The 16,685-nt window shown below is 54.0% G+C and carries 16 protein-coding genes; 4 read left to right on the top strand and 12 right to left on the bottom strand.

Features of this window, described 5'->3' with window-relative positions; all coding sequences use genetic code 11:
• Window position 1: 1 nt before the first annotated feature.
• From deoC to radA, 12 genes are all read right to left on the bottom strand, one after another.
• Window positions 2–781, bottom strand: coding sequence for a deoxyribose-phosphate aldolase (deoC, locus tag GX466_01720; GenBank protein NLH92932.1), 780 nt, complete (start codon window positions 779–781; stop codon window positions 2–4).
• Window positions 778–1,821 carry a 23S rRNA (adenine(2503)-C(2))-methyltransferase RlmN gene (gene rlmN / locus GX466_01715; GenBank protein NLH92931.1) on the bottom strand — a complete coding sequence of 348 codons (1,044 nt, stop codon included), beginning with the start codon at window positions 1,819–1,821 and terminating at the stop codon, window positions 778–780. Before rlmN ends, deoC begins: the two co-directional genes overlap by 4 nt.
• The gene (locus tag GX466_01710; protein ID NLH92930.1) at window positions 1,815–2,657 is read right to left on the bottom strand and encodes a Tpl protein; all 843 of its coding nucleotides are present in this window, start codon (window positions 2,655–2,657) and stop codon (window positions 1,815–1,817) included. The genes rlmN and GX466_01710 overlap by 7 nt, the downstream gene beginning before the upstream one ends.
• A gap of 19 nt (window positions 2,658–2,676) precedes the next feature.
• Entirely contained in the window at window positions 2,677–3,885 is a 1,209-nt protein-coding gene (locus GX466_01705; protein ID NLH92929.1) for a hypothetical protein, read from the bottom strand.
• An 18-nt stretch (window positions 3,886–3,903) separates the two neighbouring features.
• Window positions 3,904–5,961: a PBP1A family penicillin-binding protein gene (locus GX466_01700; protein ID NLH92928.1), complete on the bottom strand. Its 2,058-nt coding sequence runs from the start codon at window positions 5,959–5,961 to the stop codon at window positions 3,904–3,906.
• Window positions 5,954–6,451, bottom strand: coding sequence for a Gx transporter family protein (locus GX466_01695; GenBank protein NLH92927.1), 498 nt, complete (start codon window positions 6,449–6,451; stop codon window positions 5,954–5,956). Before GX466_01695 ends, GX466_01700 begins: the two co-directional genes overlap by 8 nt.
• 60 nt (window positions 6,452–6,511) lie before the next feature.
• Window positions 6,512–7,237 (bottom strand): ATP-binding cassette domain-containing protein, encoded by a 726-nt coding sequence (locus tag GX466_01690; protein NLH92926.1) that lies wholly within the window; start codon window positions 7,235–7,237, stop codon window positions 6,512–6,514.
• Window positions 7,224–7,628 carry a VanZ family protein gene (gene vanZ / locus GX466_01685; GenBank protein ID NLH92925.1) on the bottom strand — a complete coding sequence of 135 codons (405 nt, stop codon included), beginning with the start codon at window positions 7,626–7,628 and terminating at the stop codon, window positions 7,224–7,226. The genes GX466_01690 and vanZ overlap by 14 nt, the downstream gene beginning before the upstream one ends.
• A gap of 3 nt (window positions 7,629–7,631) precedes the next feature.
• Complete coding sequence (locus GX466_01680; GenBank protein ID NLH92924.1) at window positions 7,632–8,894, bottom strand: HlyC/CorC family transporter; 1,263 nt, start codon at window positions 8,892–8,894, stop codon at window positions 7,632–7,634.
• 7 nt (window positions 8,895–8,901) lie between these two features.
• On the bottom strand, window positions 8,902–9,363 hold the full coding sequence (ybeY, locus tag GX466_01675) for an rRNA maturation RNase YbeY (GenBank protein NLH92923.1): 462 nt from the start codon (window positions 9,361–9,363) through the stop codon (window positions 8,902–8,904).
• The gene (locus GX466_01670; GenBank protein ID NLH92922.1) at window positions 9,360–11,474 is read right to left on the bottom strand and encodes an HDIG domain-containing protein; all 2,115 of its coding nucleotides are present in this window, start codon (window positions 11,472–11,474) and stop codon (window positions 9,360–9,362) included. Before GX466_01670 ends, ybeY begins: the two co-directional genes overlap by 4 nt.
• 93 nt (window positions 11,475–11,567) lie before the next feature.
• Entirely contained in the window at window positions 11,568–12,908 is a 1,341-nt protein-coding gene (gene radA, locus GX466_01665) for a DNA repair protein RadA (protein NLH92921.1), read from the bottom strand.
• A 181-nt stretch (window positions 12,909–13,089) separates the two neighbouring features.
• Between radA and GX466_01660 the strand changes: the two genes are divergently transcribed.
• Genes GX466_01660 through GX466_01645 form a run of 4 tightly spaced genes read left to right on the top strand, consistent with a single transcriptional unit; the run spans window position 13,090 to window position 14,744 of the window.
• Complete coding sequence (locus tag GX466_01660) at window positions 13,090–13,329, top strand: NrdH-redoxin (GenBank protein NLH92920.1); 240 nt, start codon at window positions 13,090–13,092, stop codon at window positions 13,327–13,329.
• Between the two features lie 13 nt (window positions 13,330–13,342).
• Window positions 13,343–13,798, top strand: a complete 456-nt coding sequence (locus GX466_01655) for a MarR family transcriptional regulator (protein ID NLH92919.1) — start codon at window positions 13,343–13,345, stop codon at window positions 13,796–13,798.
• Complete coding sequence (locus GX466_01650) at window positions 13,798–14,229, top strand: OsmC family protein (GenBank protein NLH92918.1); 432 nt, start codon at window positions 13,798–13,800, stop codon at window positions 14,227–14,229. The genes GX466_01655 and GX466_01650 overlap by 1 nt, the downstream gene beginning before the upstream one ends.
• The gene (locus tag GX466_01645) at window positions 14,226–14,744 is read left to right on the top strand and encodes a thioredoxin family protein (GenBank protein ID NLH92917.1); all 519 of its coding nucleotides are present in this window, start codon (window positions 14,226–14,228) and stop codon (window positions 14,742–14,744) included. The genes GX466_01650 and GX466_01645 overlap by 4 nt, the downstream gene beginning before the upstream one ends.
• The last annotated feature ends 1,941 nt before the right edge of the window (window positions 14,745–16,685 follow it).

Genomic DNA, 16,685 nt, shown 5'->3' with positions numbered 1-16,685 from the left:
TTCATCCCCAGATGAGAGCGGTGACGCTGCTGGCGCCGATGCGGTTGGCGCCTGCCTCGATCATGGCCAAAGCCTGTTCACGGGTGCGAATCCCGCCGGAGGCCTTCACGCCGATTTTTGGGCCCACCGTCTCACGCATGAGGCGGACGTTTTCCACCGTTGCCCCGGCGGAGCCGAAACCGGTGGAGGTTTTGATGAATTCTGCACCCGCTTTCTTGGCGTAGAGCGAGCAGGCGATGATCTCTTCCTCCGACAGGAAGCAGGTTTCCAGGATCACCTTGAGCAGAACCCTGTTGCTGCGGCAGAGTTCAGCTATGTTGCGGATGAGTTCGTAGGAATGCAGGATGTGGCCACTTTTAACAGCGCTGAGGTTCTGCACCATGTCCAGTTCCTCGATGCCCGTGTTGATAACGGCCAGGGCCTCCGCGGCCACGGCGTAGGTGTAGCCGGCGCCCAAAGGGAAATTAATCACAGTGCAGGATTTAACGGCGGCGGAAAGGCGTAGCTGGAGAGGATGGGAAAAATGGGAATTGACGCAGACAGAGGCGCATTTGTGGTCGTTGGCGAGGTCGCAAAGCTCGTTCACCTCAGCTTGGGTGGCGTCGGCGCGGAGGAGGGTGGCGTCAATGATGGAGGCGATTCCGGCGGCGGGATCGTAAATCTGGTCTGTCTTGGCAGCGCGGCAAACAGCGCAGCCAAGACAGACGATATGGGCGCCACCGCATTTGCAGGGCGGATTGTCGCCAAAGAGACGCCGGGCGATGGTTTTGATCTGGTTCATGGGGAAACTCCTGTTGGTTTGGCGGTGCTCTCCGCGACCAGTTGGCCGCAGGCTCCGCTGATATCCGCGCCCTTGCTGCGGCGGAGCGTCACGGCCTGGGGCAGGTCGCGCGCGCTTTCCATGAAAGCCTCTATCTCGGCTTCGGTGGGGGCCCGGAACGGCAATGAGGGCACGGGATTATAGGGGATGAAATTAAGCTTGCAGGAAAGGTCGCCGCAGAACTTGCGCAGGGCTTTCAGGTCCTGGGCGGCCATGTTCACATCTGGGATGAGGATGTATTCCAGCGTTATCCTGAAGGGGCTGCGGTGCTGGAAATAGAGCAGGGCTCTCTTCAGAACGGACAGGGGATACCTGTTGTTCACCGGCATCAGTTGGCCGCGCACCTCATCCCGGGTGGAATTGAGCGACACAGCCAGCTTCACTTTGAGGCCTGATTCTGCCAGGCGCTGGATGCCAGGCACGATCCCGCAGGTGGAGACAGTCACGCGGCGCGGGCTGAAAGCCAGGGCGCGTTCGTGCTGGATGAGCGAGACAGCTTCCAAAACGTTGTCCAGGTTGTCCAAAGGCTCGCCCATGCCCATAAAAACGAGGTTGGTAAGGGCGGGCTCGGCCTCGGAAGCGGCCAGAAGCACCTGCTGCACGATTTCGTGGACGGCGAGATCGCGCTTCCTGCCCATTCTGCCGGTGGCGCAGAAGGAGCAGGCGCGGGAACAGCCAACTTGGGTGGAAACACAGAGGGTCTGCTTTTTATCCTGGGGCATCAGCACCATCTCGATTTGGGCGCCATCGGCCAGGACAAGGCGGTATTTGGCGCTGCCGTCCACGGAAAGCTTTTTCTCAGCGACGGCAGGCATCGAAAGGTCAAAAGCCGAAACAAGGGCGGCGCGGAAATCCGAGGCCAAATCAGTCATCAAGGCCGGGTCGAAAACGAATTTGCGGTAAATCCAGTTCAGCAACTGGCGCACCCGATAGGCAGGGAAAGCGGAGCTGAAAAAGCTTTGCAGTTCTTCAGGCCGAATCCCGTACAGGCTGCTCAGCATGGCTCGATATCCGGAACGGAGATAACCTTGAGTTTATTGAAGCTCTCCAGATCGACCTCCGTGAGACTCTGATCCTCGTCTGAAAGATGGATGCGCTTGTTCAGGACGTCGGTTTTGAACACATACAACCGCTTGCCCTTCAGCTCCACGCAGGTTCCGGGGATGGGATAATCCTTGGATTCCTCCAGATAGAAGTCCTCCTCGAAATTGAGGCAGCAGAGCAGACGCCCGCAGGGACCCGAGATTTTGGCCAGGTTGCCGGCCTGGTTTTGGTCCTTGGCCATCTTTATTGTAACCTGGTTGAAGCGCTTGAGGAAATTGCCGCAGCAATACTGAAGGCCGCACATGCCGTAACCGCCCAGACGCTTAGCCTCGTCGCGCCCGGTGGTTTGGTGAAGTTCAATGCGGGTGCGGAAAACGTTGGCAAGCTCGCGCACAAAGACGCGGAAATCAATTCTGCCATCAGCGGTGAAGAAAAAGGTCAGCTTGTTCCCGTCGAACTGGTAAACAGTCTCAATGAGCTTCATTTCAAAGGGATAGCGCAAGAGGATGTCTGCGAAAGTTTGGGCGGCTTTTTCTTCTTCCAGGGGTAGATTGCGGAGTTTCTCAATGTCGATGTCGCTGGCGAGGCGTTTTATCCTGTAAACCCGGCCCGTTTGGGGAATCTGGGCGCTGATCTCCTCTCCGGAAACGCTGAGGTGGGTGACCTGGGCGATGTCCTCGCCGCGCTCCACTTCCACGATAATGAGGTCTTCCGGGTCTATGGGCAGTTTTTGGACGTTCTGATAATAACCAAGACGGCCGGTCCGGAATTCCACCTCCATGTATTCCCGCACGGGCGCCACAGTTTTTTGTTCAGCCACCGAACCTCCCGTGCAGAACGCGGAACAGCTCTGTCTCCGCGGGGCTGAATTCCAGTCCGCGGCGGGCTTTGACCGAGGCAGCAGTGGCACAGAAACGGTCGAAGCGGTAGCGAACCAGTTGGGAAGCCTGTCCCCAGGAAAAATCCGGGATGAAACCCGAAATCAGATTCGGGCCGTAGAGGTTTGAGCCGATGCCGATAACGCAGCCCGTGTTGATGCTGGTGTTAATGCCCAGTTTGGCGTGATCTCCGATCATGGTGCCCAGGAACATGGTGCCGGAATCGACTTTGGAATCGCTGAGGTAGGAATGGAAGCTCACGTTTCCGTAATTGTTCTTAAGGTCGCTGTTATTCGTGTCCGCGCCGAGATTGACCCATTCGCCGATGAAGCTATGCCCCAGAAAACCGTCGTGCTGTTTGTTTGAATAGGCCTGAAAGATGCTGCCTTCCACTTCTCCGCCAATCTTGCAGACCGGGCCGATGGACGTGCCACCATAGATTTTGGCGCCGACGCGAACCAGGGACTTTTTGCCGATGTAGGCCGGGCCAGTGATAACAGCGTTGGCTAGCACCCGAGCGCCTTGGTCGAGCACTATGGGGCCGTCGGAGGCGTCCAGCACCACACCCGGCTTCAGTTCAACCTTTTCGCCTATCCAGATGCCGTAGGGATTGAGTGCGGTGACGCCTGGCTCGGTTTCAAAATAGTTGTCATTGTCGTAGAAAAGCTGCTCGAAATCGAAGCGCAGCAGGCGGTCGTTGTCGTGGATGATGTCACAGAGGTTGCAGTAAAGTTCCAATTCGGAGGGCAGCAACTTGTAACCTTGGCCGGAAAGCTCATCCAGAGCAGGCAGAGCCGGCATCTCCTCCAGCGTGCGCAGAGCAAGGATAACGTCTCCCTGGTGGAGGCAGCTTCCCCGGGGCAGGCTTTTCAGGGTTTCAATGGAAGCCTGGGTCACCTTGAGGCGGGAGTTCACCAGCAGGGTGTTGGCTAGGGCGGGTTGGTTCACCAGCCACTCGGGTTTGCGCTCCCGGTAAAGCCCGGTGAGCAGGGGGTCTGTCCAGACGGCGGTTTCATCGCTGTCATCCAAAAACTGCTGCAACCTTTGGCGCAGCTTGAGGATGCCGCAGCGCAGGTCGCCAACGCTCCGGTTTTGGGCTAGGGGGAAGAAAGCCGCCCTGTATTGGTCGTCAAAAACAATCATGTTCCATACTCCTCAGGATTAGAGTTCCTGCTCGAACTGATCCTGGAAATTGTAACTGGGGGCGAAATTGTAAGAAAGGGAATCGCGCGAGACAACCGGTTCGAAGCCCTCGATGAATATTTCCGGGATTCCGCCGCCCCTCACCACAAAACCGGTGTAGGGATTGACATTCAGATGCACGATCCGGGGCGGCTCCACAAAGGTGTAGCGGGAATCGTTTGCGCTGGGCGTGCGGCCGTTATTGTCGATCTTAATGGCTTTGGTCATGATCGGCCCCCAAATGCTGGCCGCGAGGGCAGTTCCCGTTTTAAGGTTGCGGTTGTCGAAACCGGTCCAGATTCCCAGGGTATAGGCTTTGTTGAAGCCGATGAACCAGGAATCGTTGTTATGGTTGCTGGTGCCGGTCTTGCCGGCGCTGTCCCAATAATAGCCGTTCCGCGAAGAACCACCTGTGCCCGATTGGGCCACCGTTTGCATCATACTGGTCATCAGATATGCCACCTGGGGCGAGCAAACATTGTATTTTTGGGGTTTGATCCGTTCGATGAGCTTGCCGTTCGAATCCTCCACCTTGGTGACGAAGACAGGCGCTGCCCTTTTGCCGTCGTTTGGAAATGTGGTGTAGGCAGCGATCAGGTCAAGCGGGGTCACCTCATAGGCGCCAAGGGCAGCGGTGAGATCTTTAGGATCGGATTTCAGACCAAAGCGGCGGAAAGCGTCACGCACGGCTGGAAGGCCGATATCGTTGGCGCAGCGGACCGCCCAGGTGTTATATGACCACTGCAGGGCTACGCGCATGCGGGTATTGCCGTGATAGGTGCCGCCGGAATTCTTGGGTGACCAGTTGCCGATGATGATGGGGGCGTCCGGCAGAATCTTGGCCGGATGGTAGCCCTTTTCCACCGCGATGGTGTAATAAATCGGTTTGATGGAAGAGCCCGGCTGCCTCCTGGCTTGGGTCATGCGGTTGAATTTGCTGTGCTCGAAACTGCGTCCGCCTATGAGCACCCTCACATAACCAGTTTTGTTCTCGATCAGGGCCAATCCCCCCTGAATGTATTTGGTGTCGATATCCTGGGCGTCTTTGGGAACCGAGGAATAGCGGTTGGGAAAGCGCCCGCTGTTTTCCACCCGGACGAGGTAGGCGTTGAAAAGGGAATCCGCGGCCGATGACATCTCGGAATCCAGGGTGGTGTAAATCTTCAGCCCGCCCTCAAAGAGGCGCTCGGTGCCGTATTTGTTTTCCAGATAGGAGCGCACATGCTCGATGAAGTAATCCGAAGCGAAGCGCGCGTAGCTGCCTCCCCGCTGGGAATTGACAGGCGTGGACAGGGCTTCCCTATACTGTTCCCTCGTTATCTTGCGAGTTTTGAGCATGCGCCCTAAAACGAGGTCACGCCTGTTTTTCGCCCGTTCGGGATGCTTGAAGGGGTCGTAATAGTTGGGCCGCTGGATCATGCCGATGATGAGTGCCGATTCAGGCAGATTCAGGTCTCTGGCGTGTTTGTTGAAATAATACAGCGAAGCCGTCTCCACGCCGTGATTCTGCGAGCCCCAGAAAATCTTGTTCAGGTATATCTCCAGGATTTCGTTCTTGGAGAAAGTGGCCTCGATCTTCAGGGCCAGCACTATCTCGCGCATCTTGCGGGCAATGGTTTTATCAAGAGTAAGAAACATGTTGCGGGCCATCTGCTGGGTGATGGTGCTGGCGCCTTCGGAGAAATCGCCCGTCCTGATATCCGTCACCAGGGCCCCCACAATGCGGATGGGGTCAACCCCTGGATGAAAGTAGAAGCGTTTGTCTTCCGTGGCGATGAGCGCGTCGATCAAATGCGGAGGAAGTTCCTTGAGGGAAACCAGTTTCCGCTTCTCGAAGGCGAAGAGGTAGATCATCCGTCCGCTGCGGTCATATACCTCGCTGCCGGTGTTCAGAGTGTAATTCTTCAGCTCGGCCGTGGGCGGTAGATCGTCCTGGTAATACCAAAGCGCGCCGATGAACACTCCCAGCAAAACGCAAGCGGCGATTCCTACGATCCGCAGGATTTTCCGCCATTTCTCTTTATTGTTTTTAGTCATGCTTACCATTCTTATGTTTTAAAAACCTATCTTTAATTCGCAGCAGTATCCAAGCTGTGAGGATTCCGCTGAGCAAACCTAAAAACAACAGCAATGGTGTCAACACAAAAACTTGCGTGCCCGGCAAAACCACCGTTTGAACCAACACGAGCTGCACAACGTTGTGCGCCACAGCCCCGCAAACGCTCACCCCGTATTCCGTGAAACCCAGGTTCGCGGCAAGGGCTGCCCACATGACGAAAGTGGCGGCAAGGCCTCCGCAAAGTGACAGCAAGGTGGCTGGAGACAAAAGGGTGAAGGTCACGGCTCCGGCGACTAGGGACTTGGTGACGGCCACCACAGACGCTTGCAGCGTTTTTTTTTCAAACAGCAGATACATCACCACGATATTGGAAAGGCCCAGCCGGAGAAAGGGCAGCGGCAACAGGCGCATTATCAGGTTTTCAAAAACATGGATGCTGCAGGCGGTCGCGGTGAGAAAAGCTAACATCAGCAAGGGATTGAGCTTGGGTCTTGTCAATGGGCTCGGACTGGTCGAATTCACAACGTCTCACTCCCCGATCCGCAAATAACGCCTTATCAGGGGTTCTTCGGCTTGCCTCAGTACTGCCAGCGGCCCGTAATAAAGCACCCTGCCCTCATCCAGAAAGAGAACCTGGTCCCCGATGGCCTCCAAGTCACGAGTGTCGTGGGTTATGGTTATGGTGGTGGCCCTCTCCGAGGCTATGATTTGAGTGATATAATAGATGATTTCGCCAGCCGTGATGGGGTCCAAGCCGGAAACGGGTTCGTCAAAAATGATGTATCGGGGGTCGTAAACGAGGGCGCGGGCGATTCCCACCCGCTTGCGCATTCCACCGCTGAGTTCGGCGGGATATTTGTCCATGATGTTTTTCAGGCCAACCACATCCAGGCTTCGCCCCACTTTCTCCTTGATGGCTTCGTAATCCAATTCCTCCCTCTCATACAGAGGCAGGGCCACGTTCTGAAAAACCGTGTAAGAATCAAGCAGGGCAGAACTTTGGAAGACCATGGCGAAATCCTGCCTAACCGAGGAACCCCAGTTTCCGGAATCCCCAAAAACATCTTTGCCGTCAACCTTCACGGTGCCCCCAACCGGATGATAGAGTCCCATCAGGGTCTTGATCAGCACGGTTTTCCCCGAGCCGCTACGTCCCACGATGACAAGGTTTTGGCCGTCTTCCAGCCTGAAGCTTACATCTTTCAGCACTTCCTGCCCTGAGAGGCTTAGAGTGAGGTGTTCAACTTCTATCACGCGATATCCTGAAAGCCACGAAAGCCAGGACAAGTCCAGTAGCGTTGGCCGCGAAATCCCAGACCGAGACTGACCTTTTTGGGATGAGGCATTGGTGCCATTCGTCCAGTCCGGCGGATATCAGCAGGGCGATATAGATAAGCCAAACGTGCCTGGGTTCCACTCCCAGCCTTTGTATGGAGCGGTTGGTGAGCAAACCCAGGATGAGATATATGCCGATATGGGCAAATTTATCCAGACTGATTATTTTTGGAGTGGGCAGATGCCTCCCGGGCAGCGACGAAAGCAGCCAGATGAGCGCCATCCAAAGCAGCGGCGGCCAGATTACGCTTGGGGATAGTTTGCGTTTCCGCTGGGAGTTCGGGCCACTGCCGGCTTCTCGTTCAGGCATTCGTCACTCGTTTTCTTCGTCCAGCAGCGTGATTTCCACCTGTTTGATGCTTTTGCCGTCACTCTCCAGGATTTTGAACATCAGGGTATCTTCAAGTAGATGGGTTTCCCCCGCCGCGGGAACGTGGTTGAACTGGGAAAGCAGATACTCCGCCACGTTGTCATACTCGTCGGTGTCGATGGAGGTGTTGAATTCCTGGTTGAACTGGCGGATGTTGAAGACTCCCCGCGCTCGCCAGGTTTTCGCATCGATTTGCATCAGTTCGGGCGATTCGTCGTGGTCGTATTCATCGTGGATTTCTCCCACGATTTCCTCCAGGATATCCTCAAGGGAAATGATGCCTGAGGTCCCTCCGTATTCATCCACGACAATGGCCATCTGCATCTTCTTGATTTTGAACTGGTTGAGTAGTGCCTGCACTTTCATGTTCTCGGTAACGAACCAGGCGGGACGCATCAGTTCGCTGATGCTTTTTTTCTCGGGAAAGAGCAGCAGGTCTTTGACGTAGATCATCCCCACGATGTCGTCTATCGTTTCGCGGTAAACTGGGATGCGGGAATGGCCGCTGGTGACGATGAGGTCACGCAGTTGGTCCAGGGATTGTTTTACCTCGATCGCCTTGACCTTGACCCGCGGCACATAGATTTCGGTGAGCTTGGCTTCCCGGAAGCGGAAGAGGCCCACCAGCATCTGCTTCTCGTTTTCATCGAGGCTGTGCTTGGAATGCTCGGACTGGATCAGGTTGTGAAACTCCTCCGTGGTCAGCCTGGACATGATGTGCCTGTCAGAACCCTGCTTGCTGGAGAGCAGAAGGCTGAATTTATCTATCAGCCATACAGGCAGATAAAGGATGTAACTAATGAGTTGGAGGGGTAAGCTTACGATTCGGGCAAAATCATTCGCTGTAGCCAAACCCATCAGCTTGGGGATGATTTCGCCGAAGGTGATGATGATCAGGGTGGATGCTATCACCTGTATCGTGACTGTCAGGGAAGTATTGAATCCATATTCTTTGGCAATCTTCAGGGCGATGAGGGCGGTCAGAGACGAAAAGCCCATGTTCACGAATGTATTGCCCAAAAGAACCGTGATCAGAAGCCGCCGGGGCTGCCTCAACAATCTCAGGATTCTTTTCGCGCTTGCCTGTTTGCTGTTTTCCAGCTTCTTCAGGTAAATGCGGGAAAGGGAAAAATAGGCGATCTCGGATCCTGAGAAAAAGGCTGAGAGCAGCAAAAGAATAAATATGACCGGAATCAAAGGTAATATACTACCATCATCCACGTTGCTGTGTACCTTCCATTTTCTTAATGTAGTATTCTTCTTTTGCTTTCATCTGCTTAGAGTCTCCCGCGCGGATGTGGTCATAGCCAAACCCGTGCAGCAGGCCATGGATAAAAATCTCCATCAGTTCCTTGTTTATGCTTTTGGAACCCTTTTGCCGCTGGAGTTGATTTATGTCAATCAGAATATCGCAGATAACCGTGTCGGGTCCTCGTGTTATCCCACCGGGAAGGCCTTCCGTGCCGTTGAAGCAAAGCACGTCTGTCACGGAATCGTCCCCTCGGTAAAGCTGGTTGTATTTGCGGATTTGTTCATCAGTGCAGATTATCAGCCCGACTTCACATTCACCCTGGGGCGATTCCTCAGAGCAGATGATTTCTGCCACCGCCCGCAGTGGTTGGGGGTCCACATTTATATCGGTCTCGTTTTCGAAAGTGAAGGTCAGGAGGCTCAAGGTTGTTTTTCTTCGGGATATTCCAGGCGTTTGCGGAAAACGCTTTCCAGCACCGGGCACATCACTTCCTTGGCGATGGCAAGGTCCTTTATCGTGATAGGCGCTTCGTCGAACTGGCCGTCCCTGATAAGGCGCTGGATGGTGTCGTCTATCAGTTTGGCGATTTCAGCGTCGGTGGCGGCGCTTTTGGATTTGCTGGTTGATTCCACCACGTCCGCCAACATCACCAAAGCGGCTTCCTTGCTCTGGGGCAGGGGGCCCGGATAGCGGAAAGCGTCAAGGTCCTCGACCTTCCCCTGGCGCTGGGCGGCGTCCAGGAAATAACGGATGTAGCTGGTGCCGTGATGCTGCCAGATGATATCTACCACCTCTTTGGGTATGCGGTGCTTTTCCGCCAATACGGCCCCTTCCTTCACGTGGTCGCGAATGATTTCGGCGCTCTCTTCCGGAGTGAACTTGGTGTAGAATTCTGCCGAATCTTCATTGTTCTCCGTGAAAATCTCCGGATTCACGGATTTGCCTATGTCGTGAAAGTAACTCCCCACCCTGGCCAGTGAGGCGTTGGCGCCAATGGCTGCAGCGGCCCGCTCGGCCAGGTTTCCCACCATCAGGCTGTGGTGATATGTTCCCACGGCGTCGGTGGCCAACCTTTTAAGCAGGGGATGGTTGAATTCCTGCAGTTCCATCAGCACCTGTTTGGTCGCCCGGTTCCATTTGCGCTCAAAATAGGTGACCAAGGCCAGGCTGCCTATCACCGAGATGGTTGTGGAAACCAGCGAGTATCCGGTATTCCGGAAAAGGCCTTTCAGTTTTTCCAAAAAGTCACCCCCGGTATAGGAAATCATGGTAAGGGCACCATTGATGAGGTTCACGGAAAGGAAAAGGAATAGCCAGATTTTGATGAAATTGTGTCGTGCCTGGAATCTGTTTATCAAAACCAGGGTTATCAGGGTTGATAACAGCAGCAAAGTCATGCCGGAAGCATCCCAGTTTATAAAGGGCCCCAGCAAAAGAACAGCCCCCACGGTATAGAAATATCCCACAGAGTACCCCAGCAGTACGGCTGCCGGGATTATCGCCAAGGCTAGGGGAATCAGGCTCACCGGCAGGCCCAGAACATCGTTCGTGAGCAGGGCAGCCAGAATTATCACCACAAAACCGGCATTGAGGACAGCCGCCCCGGCGAAGCCGTGTTCTTCCCGCGCGGTTGAAAGCCAGTAATGCGTATTGAAGGCGTAAACGACAACCAAGATGAAGAGCAGCAGCCCCATGAAACCCAGCCACTGCATCAGGGTGGATTTGCGCTCTCCCCGGGCCTGGTACTCCAGGGAAAGGGAGTTCACCTTGTTGATGTCTTCCTGCTTCAGCCTTTGATTGAGGCGGATTATCACCTCGTTTTGCTTTACCATGCCACTCACCCTGTCGATGGAATCAAATATCTGTTTTTTCTGTTCCTCGTAGCTTTCTGTGTCCAGCACCAGATTGGCTTGGATGAGCTTGCTGGCGTTTTTGTCCACCAGCAGTGCCAGGGAAGGCTCCAGCTTTTGCAGGATGAGGCGTTTGGCCTCGGCCAGTTCAAAATAGCGCGCCAGGCTGCGCTGCTGCGTGCCGTTCTCTGTTTCCACACGGATGCTGTCTCCGCTGATGCCTGAGTAAATGCCCGCCTTGTATAAATCCTCGAGCGCGGCTTTAATCCTGGCGTGGGAAGAAGAGATGCGCTGCTTGTCTCCGGTGAACATCAGGACCGGATTGTCCAATAGGAAACCCTGTTGTCTGGCGCTGAGGGCCACTGCTCCGGGGTCGGAACTGTCGGCCGCTTCATATATGAGCGCGAACAGCCGATCCAGGCTGCTGTAGGCCTCAAACTCGACGTCCGGACTCATCCAGTATGACTTTCCCTCCTGGGCCAGTTTGGCGGCATACTCTTCCTGCACCTGTTCCTCGGTCTTGTAAACCGGAAAGTCGAAGGGTGCCAAGATATCGTATTCCGCAATCTGCCCTTCAGTAAACTGAAATTCCGGGTAGGTGTGCCTGCCCGCCTTGGTAAGCTGATAAAGCCCCAAGACGCAGAGTGTGACGATGATGACCAGTAATAGGAACTTTGAGTTCATGGGATTAGTTTTCGCTGCCCGGCATTTCTGTCAAGGGGCATCGCCAGAAGTCTGAAACGCCGTTCGTTCCGCCGCCCGGGGCAGGCCTCTCCGTCACTTGTCCAGCGCTCCATACAGTTCCCTCACATCGCGGATTCTGATCGCCTTCCCCTTTTGCCTAAGCTTCGCGTGTCCGGAAACGAACACTTTTTCATAGCCGAGTTTCGCCGCCTCGTTAACCCGGGCGTCAAGTTGCGAAACCGGCCTTACTTCGCCGTTCAGCCCCACTTCCCCGATGAATACCGATTTTTCGGGCAGGGGCTTGTCTTTGAGGCTGGAGATTATTGCCGCCAATATGGCCAAATCCAGGCCGGGATCGGAAGACCGGATGCCTCCTGCGAGGTTGATGAAAACGTCGCTGGACCTCAGATACAGGGCAAGGTTTTTTTCCAGAATGGCCAGCAGGATGGCCAGCTTTTTCTGCTCTAGCCCCACCACCACACGCTGAGGCGTCCCGTAGTTCGATGTGGTGGCCAAGGATTGGACTTCCACGATGAAGGACCGCGTTCCCTCCATCACGCAGCCGATGGCGGTGCCGTTGTGCTCGCCGTCATTGGAGAGGAAGATGTGGTTTGGATTCGGAACCTCCACTAGGCCCAGGTTGGTCATCTCGAAGATGCCGATTTCGTTGGTGGGCCCAAAGCGGTTCTTCACTGCCCTTAAAATCTTGTATTGCCCGCGCGGTTCACCCTCGAAGTAGAGGACGGTGTCCACCATGTGCTCGATGATTTTGGGCCCCGCCACAAAGCCTTCCTTGGTAACGTGGCCGACCATGAACACCGGCATCCTTAGGATTTTCGCGCTGCGCAGGATGCGGTTGCTGGTCTCGCGCAACTGCGTGATGCTGCCCGGAAGCGAATCCAGGCTTGGCAGGCTCACCGACTGGATGGAATCCACTATCATGATGTCCGGCCGGCTTTCCTCCGCCGCCTTGAGCATCAGTTCCGCGTCGTTGGTGCTGAGCAGCCAGATGTTCTCGCTGCCGATGTTCAGTCTGGTGCTGCGCAGATGGATTTGTTCGGCGCTTTCCTCGCCCGAAACGTAGAGAACTTTTTTACTCTGCTTGCCCATCCATTCCGAAAGCTGAAGCATGAGGGTTGATTTGCCGATGCCCGGCTCACCGCCGATCAGGGCCAGCATTCCGCCCACGATCCCGCCTCCGATCACCAGGTCGAATTCCCGCACTCCCGTGGCGCTGCGGGTTTCGCCGCTGTATTTGAGGTCTTTGATCCGCTCCGGTTTGGGCGCTTGAAGGTCGGAAGCCCCGCCCTTGCTGGCTTTTCCCGTAACCCGCGTGCTCTCTTTCATTGTGCTCCAGCTCCCGCAGGAGGGGCATTTCCCACTCCACTTCGTGGATTCGAAGCCGCAATCCGTGCAAAAAAAGGTGGTCGCCATTTTTTTATCCTCGCTTTGTGGCAATTTTTCCACAACCCAAATTATGGCAAGTTTTTTTTCTGGCCTACGTTTCGGCTTTCAACCCAAATTATAAGTTCTTCCGAAACCATCGCGAGCAGGAAAATTTTTCTTGCTTAATCTATTAGTCTCATTATTATTGTACCCAGAGGTACAAAACAGTATGAAGAACAAGATCGTCGTTTTTGGAACACCAACCTGTTCCTGGTGTAAAAAAGTGAAAGATTATCTGTCTTCCCACGGATTCACCTATAAATACGTCGATGTGGCGAAAAACGAACAGGCACTGCGCGATATGCAGCGCAAAACCGGACAGACGGGCGTGCCTCAGCTCTGGATAAATAATACCGCGGTGGTCGGTTTTGACAAGGATAAGATAAACCGCCTGCTGCATATACAATAAAAAGGAGAATACCATGAAGGTCAATGCTGAACATTTCCACGGATTGATCACAAGGCTTCAGGTGGTTCTGAGCGAGATCGACTATGCTCAGAAAGCGTGTCTGCAGGCTGGGAAAATGGAGTGCCAGCTGCTTAATCATCTTTTTGTGGTGAAGGAACCCGTCAACATGAACGAGCTGGCAAAGGTTCTCAATGTTTCCCACAGCCGCATCACCCGGATTATGGACAATCTGGTGAGCAAAAAGCTCGTGTTGCGCAAACCCTCGGAAAAAGACCGCCGCTGTTGGTTCGCCATCATCACCGACAAGGGCAAAAAGCTGGCTGAAAACAGCCGCCAAACCGTTGTTGACCATCAAAAGAAGATTATCGCCCAAATACCGGAAAAGAACGTGGAAGACGTTTACAAAGCCATGAAAATCTACGTCGAAAAGTATGAGGAAGTGCTGAAAGCCACCACAGCGGAAATTTGATGGGCACAAAAACGACTCTGACCTGGTCTGGAGGCATGGCTTTCGAAGCCGAGGCCGACGGACATCGTCTGGTTTTGGATGCCGATACCGCGTGGGGCGGAAAGGACCTCGGTCCGCGCCCCAAACCCCTGTTGCTCCTGGCCCTGAGCGGTTGCTCCGCAATGGATGTGGTCTCCCTCCTGAAAAAAATGCGGGTGGATGATTTCAAGTTCAGGGTGGATGTGGACGCCGATTCCACCACGGAACAGCCCGTCACCTATCACACCATCAGGGCTGATTTTCGCTTTTGGGGGGATGATCTCCCGCCGGAAAAAGTCATCAAAGCTGTCCGGCTTTCGATGGAGAAATACTGCGGAGTGCACGCTATGCTTGCCAAGGCGGCCAATATCATAGTGAAAACTTTCATTAACGACAAAGAGGTATCACAATGAAAAAACTAACCCTAATGCTGATATTGAGCCTGATCCTGATTGTAGGCTGCCAGGCCGGAGACAAGGCGATCGAGCCCGCTTCGGATGCGGTTAGCGCTCAGGACACCACGAAAACGGCTTACGAGCCGGGAACCTGGATCACGGATTACAAGCTCGCCCTGGGCCTGTCCGAAGAACTCGGTCTTCCTGTTCTCATCAACTTCACCGGCTCCGACTGGTGCCCCTGGTGCTTCAGGCTTCGGGACGAAGTTTTTGTCCAGCCGGAATTCATCGACTTCGCGAAGGAAAACCTGATCCTTCTCACCATCGACTTCCCAAGTAAGACAAAGCTTCCGCCCGAGGTGGCCAAAGCAAATCAAGCCCTGGCGGAGAAATACGATATAGAGGGCTTCCCCACGATACTGATAATCAACTCTCAGGAAGAATTGATCGCACAAACCGGTTATCAGGATGGTGGCGCCGGTCCCTATGTCGAGCATCTGCGGGAGCTGATGCAAGCCGCTGCTGACGAATAATCTCATACCATTGCCAATTCGAGAGGGATGATGCTGGATACCCGGCGTCATCCCTCTCTCCTGTTTACGGATAAATCCGTGTAATCCGTGAAATCTATGTGAGGCCTCTTCAATTATTGTGAATTCGTGTAATTCGTGGACAGAGAAAAGGCCCACATAAAAGCGCGGCCCCATTGCGTCATTCCTGGCTTGCCCCTGAATCCAGAAACAACCATCACCCAGCCTAAAACCTACGTCATTCCTGGCTTGACCCTGAATCCAGAAACAACCATCACCCAACCCTAAACCTACGTCATTCCGGGCTTGACCCGGAATCCAGTTCTTTTCCCGTTATGGATCCCGGATCAATGTCACCTCGCGTGCTCGGTGACGTCTGGGATGACGTAGCCTGAAGCCTGGCGTCCAGCGAACACAGTGAGCATGGACGGCAGGAAGGACTGGAAGAATCATTCATTGCTGCCGTCGATGCTCCGCTCGACGCCAGCGTGTGGTCCGGCCGTTAAGGCCCTTTCTTTTGCCTTGGTTTCGCCTCCCGCATGATTCCCGCGTCCGGTGCGGGCATCGTGCGAGAGACGTGGGAGAGGGAATATCGCAGGCGCTAAGGGCGTGGCTGGCAGGGCACTGCGTCTGCCGGGTGCTTACTGCTCTTTAAGCCCCCTTTGTCATATACTTAATGAACTGGTATCCTTGCCGATGCTCCTCCAACCACTTATTCGAACAGGCTTGGATTTGTTCATGGAGTTGGGGCTCCGGTCCGTCCTCTGCCAGATCCCCAGAATCTTGCGCGTCATAGAATCCATTTGCCAGAGGCAGCAACGAACACACGACAACCAGAATGAATCTTTTCATCGTTCCTCTGTTATTGTGTTTTAATACTTTCTAGAGTCCGGGATGGCGAAAGTGGAGAAATCCCGGGGTCAAGACCGGGGTCTGTGAATTTGCGGAATTTGTTACCGGGCAAATTAGCGAAATTAGCAAATTAGCACGTCTCACACCGGCGCTGGGCAGTTGTTTGGCATCCTGGACTCAGAGACACATCAACATACTGTATTACATACTATTAAACCTACTAACTACTAATACCTACTAAATTAGTGTATAATATATATAACTATATATACACCAATATATTGTATATCCAGTTCCATAATCATGTCATCCCAGCCCCCCGGCGCCGGTATGAGACGTGCTAATTTGCTAATTTGGCTAATTTGACTTGGGGAAGAAAAGGCCGGCGTGTGCCGGCCTGTTAATATTTCATTGGATGTTTATGTCGCTCAGGACATGGTTCAGCACGTATCGCAAGGCGATTTTGTTATTTCCCGCCTCCGGTTGTGGCAGATGATAGCCTGCCTCTCGATCAGTGATTCGATGCAGCCTCGGAACTCCCGGGAGGTCATGTGCGAAAGGCACAGCAGCCGGCTGTGGGGTCATTTCCTGTTCCGGCGCTTTTTGGAGCAGGCGCAGGATTTTCCTTCCACTTTGTTTTTCAGGAACCAGGTTTGTAGGCGTTTTGGGCGATGGCTTTCATCAGATCGGCGGACCGGAAGATACCGCTGGCAAAAGTTTCTGGCGCTTTCTGAAGATTTTTTCGCCCACCCCCGTTTTTCTCATACGCATGTTTATAGAGGGAGACTGTTGAATAATGCACACGCTCTACAATTGATATGAATTCACCCTACTCCACATAAGCTTTTCTGATCCGACAGGTCTTTTTTGGTCTGTTTTGATGGTTTTTCCTCTCTAATGCCCTCTCAAGAGGCCCATTTTTGGGTTTTTCCAAAAATCCGGGCAGACCTCTCCTATCTCAGGTTCGCAAAATCTTCAGGCCACGCTTGAGGTTGAAGGCTATGGCACCCATAAGCAGATAGTTCGAGGTGTTTTGCAAACCCATATAGATCGATCTGCTCCAGCCAAAGTGTTTCTTCAGGCCGCCAAAGC

It is taken from the genome of Candidatus Cloacimonadota bacterium, assembly GCA_012516855.1.
In the GTDB taxonomy this organism is placed as follows: Bacteria; Cloacimonadota; Cloacimonadia; order Cloacimonadales; family Cloacimonadaceae; genus Syntrophosphaera.
The sequence above is the reverse complement of the archived record's forward strand: the minus strand, read 5'-3'. Positions and strand labels throughout refer to the sequence as shown.

Bases quoted from the DNA above. Each gene is read 5' to 3' on its own strand.
- deoC (NLH92932.1), bottom strand. From the start codon at position 781: ATGAACCAGATCAAAACCATCGCCCGGCGTCTCTTTGGCGACAATCCG.
- rlmN (NLH92931.1), bottom strand. From the start codon at position 1,821: ATGCTGAGCAGCCTGTACGGGATTCGGCCTGAAGAACTGCAAAGCTTT.
- GX466_01705 (NLH92929.1), bottom strand. From the start codon at position 3,885: ATGATTGTTTTTGACGACCAATACAGGGCGGCTTTCTTCCCCCTAGCC.
- GX466_01700 (NLH92928.1), bottom strand. From the start codon at position 5,961: ATGACTAAAAACAATAAAGAGAAATGGCGGAAAATCCTGCGGATCGTA.
- GX466_01695 (NLH92927.1), bottom strand. From the start codon at position 6,451: ATGTTAGCTTTTCTCACCGCGACCGCCTGCAGCATCCATGTTTTTGAA.
- vanZ (NLH92925.1), bottom strand. From the start codon at position 7,628: ATGCCTGAACGAGAAGCCGGCAGTGGCCCGAACTCCCAGCGGAAACGC.
- GX466_01670 (NLH92922.1), bottom strand. From the start codon at position 11,474: ATGAACTCAAAGTTCCTATTACTGGTCATCATCGTCACACTCTGCGTC.
- radA (NLH92921.1), bottom strand. From the start codon at position 12,908: ATGGCGACCACCTTTTTTTGCACGGATTGCGGCTTCGAATCCACGAAG.
- GX466_01660 (NLH92920.1), top strand. From the start codon at position 13,090: ATGAAGAACAAGATCGTCGTTTTTGGAACACCAACCTGTTCCTGGTGT.
- GX466_01655 (NLH92919.1), top strand. From the start codon at position 13,343: ATGAAGGTCAATGCTGAACATTTCCACGGATTGATCACAAGGCTTCAG.
- GX466_01650 (NLH92918.1), top strand. From the start codon at position 13,798: ATGGGCACAAAAACGACTCTGACCTGGTCTGGAGGCATGGCTTTCGAA.
- GX466_01645 (NLH92917.1), top strand. From the start codon at position 14,226: ATGAAAAAACTAACCCTAATGCTGATATTGAGCCTGATCCTGATTGTA.